9 protein-coding genes and 1 riboswitch are annotated in these 9,546 nt (G+C 63.9%); of the genes, 1 reads left to right on the forward strand and 8 read right to left on the reverse strand.

Annotated features, from left to right (window positions below):
• Nucleotides 1–4: 4 nt before the first annotated feature.
• Nucleotides 5–1,180: a diguanylate cyclase gene (locus FJ986_RS23805; RefSeq protein ID WP_140495851.1), complete on the forward strand. Its 1,176-nt coding sequence runs from the start codon at nt 5–7 to the stop codon at nt 1,178–1,180.
• 9 nt (nt 1,181–1,189) lie between these two features.
• Here FJ986_RS23805 and gcvP read toward each other — a convergent pair whose 3' ends face one another.
• The 8 genes from gcvP to gfa all read right to left on the reverse strand — a co-directional run bounded on the left by gcvP (nt 1,190) and on the right by gfa (nt 9,425).
• Entirely contained in the window at nt 1,190–4,000 is a 2,811-nt protein-coding gene (gcvP, locus tag FJ986_RS23810; RefSeq protein ID WP_140623427.1) for an aminomethyl-transferring glycine dehydrogenase, read from the reverse strand.
• A 17-nt stretch (nt 4,001–4,017) separates the two neighbouring features.
• Nucleotides 4,018–4,386, reverse strand: a complete 369-nt coding sequence (gene gcvH, locus FJ986_RS23815; RefSeq protein WP_140623429.1) for a glycine cleavage system protein GcvH — start codon at nt 4,384–4,386, stop codon at nt 4,018–4,020.
• 7 nt (nt 4,387–4,393) lie between these two features.
• On the reverse strand, nt 4,394–5,491 hold the full coding sequence (gene gcvT / locus FJ986_RS23820) for a glycine cleavage system aminomethyltransferase GcvT (protein ID WP_140623431.1): 1,098 nt from the start codon (nt 5,489–5,491) through the stop codon (nt 4,394–4,396).
• Nucleotides 5,492–5,639: 148 nt separating this feature from the next.
• Nucleotides 5,640–5,726: riboswitch (glycine riboswitch) on the reverse strand.
• Between the two features lie 103 nt (nt 5,727–5,829).
• Nucleotides 5,830–6,621 carry a molybdopterin-binding protein gene (locus FJ986_RS23825; protein ID WP_140623433.1) on the reverse strand — a complete coding sequence of 264 codons (792 nt, stop codon included), beginning with the start codon at nt 6,619–6,621 and terminating at the stop codon, nt 5,830–5,832.
• Between the two features lies 1 nt (nt 6,622).
• Nucleotides 6,623–7,504, reverse strand: a complete 882-nt coding sequence (locus FJ986_RS23830; RefSeq protein WP_140564213.1) for a cytochrome b/b6 domain-containing protein — start codon at nt 7,502–7,504, stop codon at nt 6,623–6,625.
• A 116-nt stretch (nt 7,505–7,620) separates the two neighbouring features.
• Entirely contained in the window at nt 7,621–8,298 is a 678-nt protein-coding gene (locus FJ986_RS23835; RefSeq protein WP_140633496.1) for a DUF1345 domain-containing protein, read from the reverse strand.
• 25 nt (nt 8,299–8,323) lie between these two features.
• Nucleotides 8,324–8,791, reverse strand: a complete 468-nt coding sequence (locus tag FJ986_RS23840; protein WP_140495857.1) for a YaiI/YqxD family protein — start codon at nt 8,789–8,791, stop codon at nt 8,324–8,326.
• 64 nt (nt 8,792–8,855) lie between these two features.
• A complete protein-coding gene (gene gfa, locus FJ986_RS23845; protein ID WP_140665063.1) occupies nt 8,856–9,425 on the reverse strand; it encodes an S-(hydroxymethyl)glutathione synthase in 570 nt (189 codons plus the stop codon).
• Between the last annotated feature and the right edge of the window lie 121 nt (nt 9,426–9,546).

Here is a 9,546-nt window from a genome sequence, read left to right on the forward strand (position 1 = left end):
CAATATGCTGGATTTCAGTTCGCTCCTGCTCGCAGCCGCGCTGTCGGGCATCTGCCTCAGCATCACCATGTTCGCGATCTGGTTCGCCGCGCCCCGGGCCAGCTTCGTGCTGACGGTGGGGTGCGGCATTCTCGTGCTCGTTGTGCATGTCATCCTGTTCTGGCGATACACGAAGGAGCCTGATCCGCTGCTTTGCCAGGTCGCGCTTGCATTGCTCAGCCTCGGTTTCCTGGTCATCTGCCTCTCGGCCATGCAGTATCTCGGCGTGCCGGATTACCGGCGTGCCATTTTGCCGACATTGGCCGCCATGACGATCTGCGCGGCGGTGACTTCCCTCGGTCTCGACGGGGTAGGCTTCATCGTTACCTATGTAACGGTGACTGTGCTGCTCTCGGCGATCGGAACCATGTTCTGGCTCAACGGCAGTCATGATCGCAAAATCCTGCTGGTGGTTTCGTTCCTAGGCGGCACCTGTGCGGTGTCGTTTGCACTTTGCGCGGTCGTCCTGGTGGCCAAGGGGCAATGGACGCTCGGGGCAGCCCCCGATAACTGGGCCGAACGCCTGAATTCGGTCGTGGCCGTGGCCTGCATGACCGGTCTCGGCGCATTGACGCTTTCCCTGCATCACCTGCAGGCGCAGATCGAGCTGAAGGCCGAGACGATGACCGATCCGTTGACCGGGCTGATGAACCGCCGGGGATTGATGTCGCTCCATGGCGAACGTGCCTTCGGTCCGTTCATGGCTGTCGTCATGTTCGACCTCGATCATTTCAAGAAGACGAACGACATCTATGGTCACCCGGTGGGGGATCAGGTTCTGTGCCGCTTCGCCGCAGTCATCAGAAAATATGCCAGAACGGGCGTCGACGCCTTTCGTCTCGGCGGCGAGGAATTCGCGATCGTCATGTCCCGGGTGACCGAAGAGAGGGCTTACGAGCTCGCAAGCAAGATCGGCGTCGCCTTCGGCACCGAGATCGTTGCGACCTCCCACGGTCCCTTGCGCAGCACTGTCAGCGGAGGCATCGGCTTTGGCGGCGCCAACGGCAACAGCCTCGGCGAGGTGCTGGCCGAGGCGGACGCAGCGCTCTATGCCGCCAAGCGCGCGGGCCGCAATTGCGTCGTCAGCCACAAAAGGATGGGCAAGGCCGAGCCGATCAAGCCGGCCTTGCGCTCAGCATAGTTTGCGAGACTATTCGGCCGCGCCCAAATAGTCCGACAGCGGCGGGCATGAACAGACCAGGTTGCGGTCGCCGGCGACATTGTCGATGCGCGATACCGGCGGCCAGTATTTCGCCGCCATGTCGGCGTCTCCGGCGGGGTAGGCCGCTTCCAGGCGCGAATAGGGATGGCTCCACTGGCCGGCCAGCGCCTCCGCGGCGGTGTGCGGCGCATTGACCAGCGGATTGTCAGCCAGGGGCCACTCGCCCCTCGCAACCTTGGCCGCTTCGCCCGCGATGGCGATCATCGCCTCGCAGAAGCGGTCGAGCTCGCCCTTGGGCTCGGATTCGGTCGGCTCCACCATCAGCGTGCCGGCGACCGGGAACGACATGGTCGGCGCATGGAAACCGTAGTCGATCAACCGTTTGGCGATGTCCTCGACACTGATGCCGGCGCTCTCCTTGAGCACGCGGGTGTCGAGGATGCACTCATGGGCAACGCGGTCGCTCCTGCCCTTGTAAAGGAGCGGGAAGTGTGGGGCGAGCCGCGTCGCGACGTAGTTGGCCGAAACGATCGCCGTCTCGGTCGCCTGCTTCAGGCCGGAAGCGCCCATCATGCGGATGTACATCCAGGTGATGGGCAGGATAGAGGCACTCCCGAAAGGGGCGGCGGCCACGGCATGCGCGGAGCCTTCGGTGACATGGCCCGGCAGATAGGGCTTCAGATGCGCCCTGACGCCGATCGGGCCGACACCCGGGCCGCCGCCGCCATGGGGGATGCAGAAGGTCTTGTGCAGGTTCATGTGGCAGACGTCGGCGCCGATGTCGCCCGGGCGGGCGAGGCCGACCAGAGCGTTGAGGTTGGCGCCGTCGAAATAGACCTGGCCGCCATGCTCATGGATGAGGGCGCAGAGATGTCGCGCGCCCTCTTCATAGACGCCATGCGTCGAGGGATAGGTGAACATCAGCGCCGCGAGATTCCTGGAATGCTCGTTGGCCTTGGCCCTCATGTCGTCCATGTCGATATTGCCGTCCTCCAGGCAGCGAACGACGACCACGCTCATGCCGGCCATCGCCGCGCTCGCCGGATTGGTGCCGTGCGCGGAGGACGGGATCAGACAGACCGTGCGATGGCCCTCGCCGCGCGAGCGGTGATAGGCGCGGATGGCCAGCAATCCGGCATATTCGCCCTGGCTGCCGGCGTTGGGCTGGAGGCTTACCGCATCGAAGCCGGTAATCTCCGAAAGCCAGCCTTCCAGATCGTCGATCATGGCGCGGTAGCCTGCCGAGTGCGCGGCCGGCGCGAAGGGATGCATGTTGGCGATTTCAGGCCAACTCACAGGCATCATCTCGGCCGCGGCATTGAGCTTCATGGTGCAGGACCCCAGCGGGATCATCGCGCGGTCGAGGGCCAGGTCCTTGTCGGCCAGCCGGCGTAGGAAGCGCATCATCTCGGTTTCCGACTTGTTCTCGTGGAAGACGGGCTGGGTGAGAAACTCCTTGCCGCGCGGCTTGCCGGGCGTGGTGGCGGCGGCCTCCGCGCTTGGCTTGGCCCCAAACAAGGCGGCAATGGCTTCCAGGTCGGTTTCGTCAGAGGTCTCGTCGAAGGCGATGCCGACACGGTCGGCATCGACGACGCGCAGAAGCCGGCCGCCCTTTTCGGCGGCGGCGGCAATCTGCGCGGCCTTTCCCTTCGTCTCCACCGTCACCGTGTCGAAGCGGCTCGTGCCGATCACCGGCAAGCCTGCCGCCTTGAGCCCGGCTGCCAGGCGGCTGGCCAGCGCGTGGATGCGCCCGGCGATTGCCTGAAGGCCGGCGGGGCCGTGCCAGATGGCGTAGGCTGTCGCCATGTTGGCAAGCAGCGCCTGGGCGGTGCAGATGTTGGACGTTGCCTTGTCGCGGCGGATGTGCTGCTCGCGCGTCTGTAGGGCAAGCCTGTAGCCTGGACGGCCCTTGCTGTCGGTCGACTGGCCGACCAGGCGGCCGGGCATCAATCGGGTCAATTTGTCGGCAACCGCGCAGTAGGCGGCGTGCGGGCCTCCAAAGCCCATCGGCACGCCAAAGCGCTGCATTGGACCGACGGCAATGTCGGCGCCGAGCCTTGCCGGCGTGTCGGTCAGTGTCAGGCCGAGCGGGTCGGCGATGAAGACGACCAGAGCGCCGGCCGCGCGCGCCTTGTCGATGGCCGCCTTGTGATCACCATAGACGCCGAAAGTGTCCGGCCAGGAGACGAGCAGGGCGGCTGTGTTGTCGTCGATCGTCTCGCCGTCAATCTCGATGCCGAGCGGCTCGGCGCGGGTGCGCGCCACATCCAGCGTCTGCGGGTGCGGCGTGCCGGCGAGAGCCACCTTGGTGCGCTTGTCGCGGTGATGGCGCAATGCGATGCCGATCGCTTCGGCGACCGCTGTCGCTTCGTCGAGCAACGAAGCCGATGCCACAGGCAGGCCGGTCAGTTCCGCAACCAATGTCTGGAAATTGAACAGCATTTCCAGGCGGCCCTGGCTGATCTCCGCCTGGTAGGGCGTATAGGCCGTGTACCAGGCCGGGTTCTCGAACATGTTGCGCTGGATGACCGGCGGCACGTGCACGCCGTGATATCCGGCGCCGATGAAGCTCTTCAGAACCGTATTCCGGGCCATGGTCGCCGACAATTCGGCCAGCGCTTCGGCTTCGCTGGCCGGCGCGGGCAGGGACAGCGGCTGGTCGAGGCGGATCGATCTCGGCACGGCCTGGCTGATTAACGTCTCCACTGAGGGCACGCCGATGACGGCCAGCATGGCTCTCACATCGGCAATGCCGGGTCCGATATGGCGGGCCGAGAAGGGGTAGGGTGCTGCGGTCATGTCAATGCGTCCTGATTTCAGCCGATATGGGCTTTGTAGGCGGCCTCATCCATGAGGCTGGCGAGCTGGCTTTCGTCGGCAAGCTTCATTTTCCACAGCCATCCGGCGCCGGTCGCCGCCGAATTGACCAGCGACGGGTCGGACGACAGCATCGCGTTGGCCTCGGTGATCTCGCCGTCGACCGGCGCGTACACGTCGGAGGCCGCCTTGACGGATTCGACCACGACGGCGGTGTCGCCCTTGGCGAGCTTCTTGCCTGTTTCCGGCAGTTCGACGAAGACGAGGTCGCCCAGCTGCTCCTGCGCGTAGTCGGTGATGCCGACGGTGGCGATGCCGCCCTCGACGCTGAGCCACTCGTGATCGGCGGTGAAATAGGTCTTTGCCATCTGAAAATTATCCTTTGCGGTAGCGATGCGGGAGGAAGGGCAGGGAAGAAACGTCGACAGGTATCTTCGTTCCGCGCACGTCGGCGAAAACCCGAGTTCCGGGTTTTGCCAGCGGTGTCGGGACATAACCCATGGCGACGGGATGGCCGGCAGACGGACCGAAGCCGCCCGAGGTGACGTGGCCGGCGGGATTGCCGTCGGCATCGAAGAGCGTGGCGCCGGCGCGCACCGGCTGGCGGGAATCCGGCCTCAGGCCGACGCGCTTCTGGGCGGAGCCGCGCTCGACGGCGGCGCGCAGCGTGTCGGCACCGATGAAAGTGCCGTTGGCGCGGATGTCCTTCGGGATGGCCCACATCAGCGCCGCGCTTGCGGGATCGGTTTGCGTGGTGATGTCCTGGCCGTGTAGGCACAGGCCGGCTTCCAGCCGCAGACTGTCACGGGCGGCAAGGCCGATCCATAGCACGCGCTCGTCTTCGAGCAGTTTCGCGACGAGACCGCGCGCGTCTGCCTCCGGCAGGCCGATCTCGAAGCCGTCCTCGCCGGTATAGCCGGACCGGCTCATGAACCAGTTCTCTCGCGGTTCAATGCCATGCATGAACAGCAGCGACCCGGTCTCGATACCGGCGCGGGAAAGCGCCGCCCAGGCCTCGGGACCCTGGATGGCGAGGAAGACCCGATCGAGCGGTTCGACCTTGACGTCGAAGTCGGTCGCAAGCTCGCGCAAATGCTTCTCGTCGGCGATCGCGTTGCCGGCATTGGCGACGACCATGAAGTTGGTATCGCCCAGCCGGGTGACGATCAGATCGTCCAGGATGCCCGCGGCCTCGTTCAGGAAAAACGTCAGCTTCGACTGTGAAATTTCGAGCGCGCCCGCATCGAGCGGACAGGCACGGTTGAGCAGGGGAATCGCGCCCGGCCCGCTGACCCTGAACAGTTTCATGTGGGAGATGTCGAACAGGCCCGCATGTTCGCGGGTGTGAAGATGCTCCTTCATGACGCCGGCCGGGTAGGTCAGCGGCATCGACCAGCCGGCAAAGGCGCCAAAGCGCGCACCGGCAGCTGCGTGGATGTCTTCGAGAGGAAGGTGTTTGGTGTCGCCCGTCATGTGTTCTCCAGAGTCGCACGCAATCGGTCGCGAATGGCGACCAGTCCGTGCCCCTCTGTCTGAAGCCTGAGAGACTCGCGCCCCGTAACTCTGTCGGCAGCGCTTACACCTTCGGCGCGGGGGCAGGCCCCGACTTTCCAGAGTGTCTTTCCCGTCTACGGTTCTTTTGCCTGAGAGATTTCGGGCGATTTCCCCTTCGGCGACAGCTCTCGCTGCTCTCTCCCGCAAACAGGTAGGGCTCGCAAAAGCCCTCGACTCGTCATCCATAGCCCGTCAACGACGGATTGTCACCTGCATGCGACGTGCAAAATAAAATGGCGGCAGCGTGCCGATTGCGATCAGATCCCGCCATACCAGTCGTAGCCGTTGTCTTCCCAATAACCGCCACGTCCGCCTCCTACGGCGGCGAAGCCGTCGACCAACTCGACCTTGTAGAGATATTTCGGCATCTTGTAGCCGAGCTGGCGCTCGACCCGGACACGCAGAGGCGCGCCGTTCTCGACCGGCAGCGGCTTGCCGTTGACGCCGTAGGCCAGGATCGTTTGCGGGTGGCGGGCGTCGATGAGGTCGATGCTGCCGTAATATTTGATGTCGCCCGACAGGCTGCGGTCGATCGTGTCCAGGCAATGGAACATGACGTAGCGCGCCTGCGGCTTGACCACCGCCTGGTCGAGCACCAGCGAGAGCGGCGTGCCCGTCCATTTGGCGATGCAGCTCCAGCCTTCGACACAGTCATGGCGGGTGATCTGCGTTCGGCTCGGCATGTTCATGAGCTGCTCGCGGGTCAGCGACAGCGGCTTTTCGACCAGACCCGAAACCTCCAGCCGCCAGTCTGCGAAGTTGTTGGCGAGCAGGGCCTTGTAGGTATCGTCGTCGGGTGACGTCACGCCGTTGGGGCGCATCGGCTGGCGGACATCGGCTTCAGTGAACTCCGGCGCCAGCGAATCGCGGCCCGCGAGCAGACGTTGCGCGCGATGTGTGAGATCGTTGGCGTTTTCGAGGAAGCTGCGCAGGCCGTCGCCCACGCCGAGCTGGCTGTCGAAAGCATCGCAGCCGGAAAGCGTGATGCCGGAAAGGCCAAGGCTGGCCGCGGTCAGGAATTTCCTGCGGTTGATCTCGAATTTTGCCATGTCAGGCGCTCCTTTCGGAGGATTTTGCGTGATGGGCCGGCGGATCGGTCCGATACCATCCAGTGACGATCGAGCGCAGTTCGTTGATCGGGCCGGCGGCGACGATCATCAGAATATGGATGGTGAAGAAGGCGACCAGCAGCACCATGACGGTGAAATGGATGGTGCGCGCCGTCTGCCGGCCGCCGAGCAGGTCGTTGAGGAACGGCAGCACCGAATTCATGCTTGGCGACATTGCGAGCCCCGTGAGGATCATCAGCGGCAACAGCACGAACAGCACGCCGCCATAGGCCATTTTCTGCAGCGTGTTGTATTCGCGCGTGTGGTGGAATTTCAGCCTGGCGTGATTGGCGATATCTTGCGGTAGGCGCCTGAGATCGTCCAGGCGAGGGGCGAGGTCACGTCTGATGTGGCCGTTGACCAGGCTGGCGACCAGCCACACAAGCAGCGTCGTCGTCAGTACCCAGGCGAAGAAGAAATGCACGACGCGTGCCGTGCCGAGGTCGTAGTATGACGGGATCGTCGCCCAGGACGGGAAAGCGCGGGGCGTCTCTTGTCCTGCCGGCCCAGACCAGCCGAGCACGCCGGTCGTGTCGAAGCGGTGTCCGAGGATTTCGGTATAGCCGCGCGGCCCGGCATTCGTATTCTCGGCGCCGATAGCGAAGACGGTGTTGTTGTAGTCGAAGCCGGACTGCTTGCCGAGATAGAGCTGCGGGCGGGCGTTGAAGATCTGGAGGCCGGAAAGCAGCATGAAGAAGAGCGAGATGGCCCACAGCCAGTGCGTCAGCCGCGTCCAGGCCGATTGCCGGTAGATCAATGTCGTGGCCTTCGTAGCGTCACTGTCCGCGCTGGCGGCGGGTTGGTTCATGGCAACCGATTCCATCTGGTCTCGCTTCCTGGCCGTTCCATCCGGCGCGGCCGCTGTCTGCATCATTCTCCTCCTGATACGTCGCCAGCCAAGCCGATGTTTCATCGATCACGAAAATATCAGATCGAAGCTCAAGGGCCGCCCAGGCTGACGGCGAGATTGACGGCGGCGGCGACGATGACCGTGTTGAAGAAGAACGACAGGATCGAATGAACAAGCACGACGCGGCGCATATGGGTTGTCGAGATGTTGGTGTCGGCGGTCTGCGCCGTCATGCCGATGACCGTCGAGAAGTACAGAAAATCCCAGCCTTCCGGCCGTTTGTCGCCGGGGAACAGCAAGCCGCCGACCGGGATTTTCTTCTTGGTTCCGGCATCGACCAGGTCGCCGTCCATCCAGTACACATGCGCATAGTGCAATGCCGCCATGGCGTGGATGGTGAACCAGCCGAGGGGAATCGACAGCAGCGCGAAGCCGAGCTCCATCGCGTTCGAACTGCCTTTCTGGTTGATCAACTGGAACAATGCTGTGATGGCAACGCCGACGACGACCAGCGTGACGGCGAAGATGACCAGCACAGGCTGGTCGGTGTCACGCGCATTCTTGCTGAGATAGATGCCGGTGAATTTGGGCATCTGGGCGACAACCAGCGTGACATAGGCGGCAAAAAAGGCGTTGGCGCCGATCGAATAAGCGAGCGGCGCGTGAAGCAGCAACGCCAGCAGAAGCGCAAAGACGCCGACACAAGCCGACACCGCGAACAGCATGTGCCGGTGCATGGGCGTGCTGGAGGGGATTTCGGCGGCCATGATGGTTCCGAATGGCGCTGGGCTTCTACTGCGGTGTGGCGGATTTTAGAGCGCGCCGCAAGATGCGGTCGAGTTCGCCGAGAAACCGCGAGCGGTCTTGCGGTGCGAAGCTGGCATTGTAGCCCTTGCTTTCACCGGTCTCGCGCAAATGCTGCTTCAAGTCGCGCATCGCCACCGCCATGCCGATCGTTTCCGGCGTGAAGGGACGTCCGGTCGGCCCCAATACATGGGCCCCGAGCGCCACCGTGCGTGCGGCCAGTGGAATGTCTGCGGTCACCACGATGTCGTTGGGTTTTGCGTTTTCGACGATCCAGTCGTCGGCGGCGTCGGCACCCTTGGACACGACGACATTGCGGATCATGGGGTCGCGGGAGGGGCGCAGGCCGCCATTGGAAACATAGGTGACGACGACGCCGTGGCGCTCGGCAACTTTTTCGACTTCGGCTTTGACCGGGCAAGCGTCTGCGTCGACGAGGATGGCGGGTGCGGGCATTGTCTCTCCAAATGAGCATGGGGCCGGCAACCCGTCCGGCCCCATGCCTCAAATCTCATGGTCGTCAGGCCGGAAGCGCTCCCGACCTCTTGGCGGTCCAGGTGGCGATATAGTCCATCAGGCCGGGGTTGAGGCAGTCATAAGGTTCGAGGCCGATCGATTTCAGTTGGCCGCGAATGCCGTCCATGCGGCTCGGGTCGACACCGGATTCGATGATCGAGGAGACAAAGGCGGTAAAGCCCGGCGGCGACCAGCCATCCTCCTCGAAGCGCTCGGGATGGATGAAGGACAGGCCCTTGAACGGATGGTCGCGCTCGACGGGTCCATACATGTGGACGCCGCAGCCGGTGCAGGCATGGCGCTGGATCAACGCGCTCGGGTCCACCACCTTCAGCTTGTCGCCGTTCTCGGCGACGGTGACGTCGCCGGTACCGGCTACCGCCACCACCGAGAACACCGCCCCTTCGGGCTTCCAGCATTTGGTGCAGCCGCAAGCGTGGTTGTGGGCGATCTGGCCCTTGACCTTCACCTTGACCGGATTGCTGGTACAGGCGCAGACCAGCGTGCCGCCGGTAAAGCTCGCACTCTCCCTGGGCAGACCATTGTCGATTTTCGGATGCAGTTTTTCCGCCATGCTTTTCTCCTCCCATTTTTGGCCACAGAGGTCGCGGGCCCGTTGCCCGCGGCGTGTGGCCGCCCTCAATAAACCACGACACTCCTGATCGACTTGCCCTCATGCATGAGGTCGAACCCCT

This window comes from Mesorhizobium sp. B1-1-1 (genome assembly GCF_006442955.1).
In the GTDB taxonomy this organism is placed as follows: domain Bacteria; phylum Pseudomonadota; class Alphaproteobacteria; order Rhizobiales; family Rhizobiaceae; genus Mesorhizobium.

Excerpts from the sequence above, each read along its gene's own strand:
- gfa (WP_140665063.1), bottom strand. The coding sequence starts at position 9,425 with ATGGCGGAAAAACTGCATCCGAAAATCGACAATGGTCTGCCCAGGGAG.
- gcvT (WP_140623431.1), bottom strand. The coding sequence starts at position 5,491 with ATGACGGGCGACACCAAACACCTTCCTCTCGAAGACATCCACGCAGCT.
- gcvH (WP_140623429.1), bottom strand. The coding sequence starts at position 4,386 with ATGGCAAAGACCTATTTCACCGCCGATCACGAGTGGCTCAGCGTCGAG.
- FJ986_RS23805 (WP_140495851.1), top strand. The coding sequence starts at position 5 with ATGCTGGATTTCAGTTCGCTCCTGCTCGCAGCCGCGCTGTCGGGCATC.
- FJ986_RS23825 (WP_140623433.1), bottom strand. The coding sequence starts at position 6,621 with ATGGCAAAATTCGAGATCAACCGCAGGAAATTCCTGACCGCGGCCAGC.
- FJ986_RS23830 (WP_140564213.1), bottom strand. The coding sequence starts at position 7,504 with ATGGAATCGGTTGCCATGAACCAACCCGCCGCCAGCGCGGACAGTGAC.
- FJ986_RS23840 (WP_140495857.1), bottom strand. The coding sequence starts at position 8,791 with ATGCCCGCACCCGCCATCCTCGTCGACGCAGACGCTTGCCCGGTCAAA.
- gcvP (WP_140623427.1), bottom strand. The coding sequence starts at position 4,000 with ATGACCGCAGCACCCTACCCCTTCTCGGCCCGCCATATCGGACCCGGC.
- FJ986_RS23835 (WP_140633496.1), bottom strand. The coding sequence starts at position 8,298 with ATGGCCGCCGAAATCCCCTCCAGCACGCCCATGCACCGGCACATGCTG.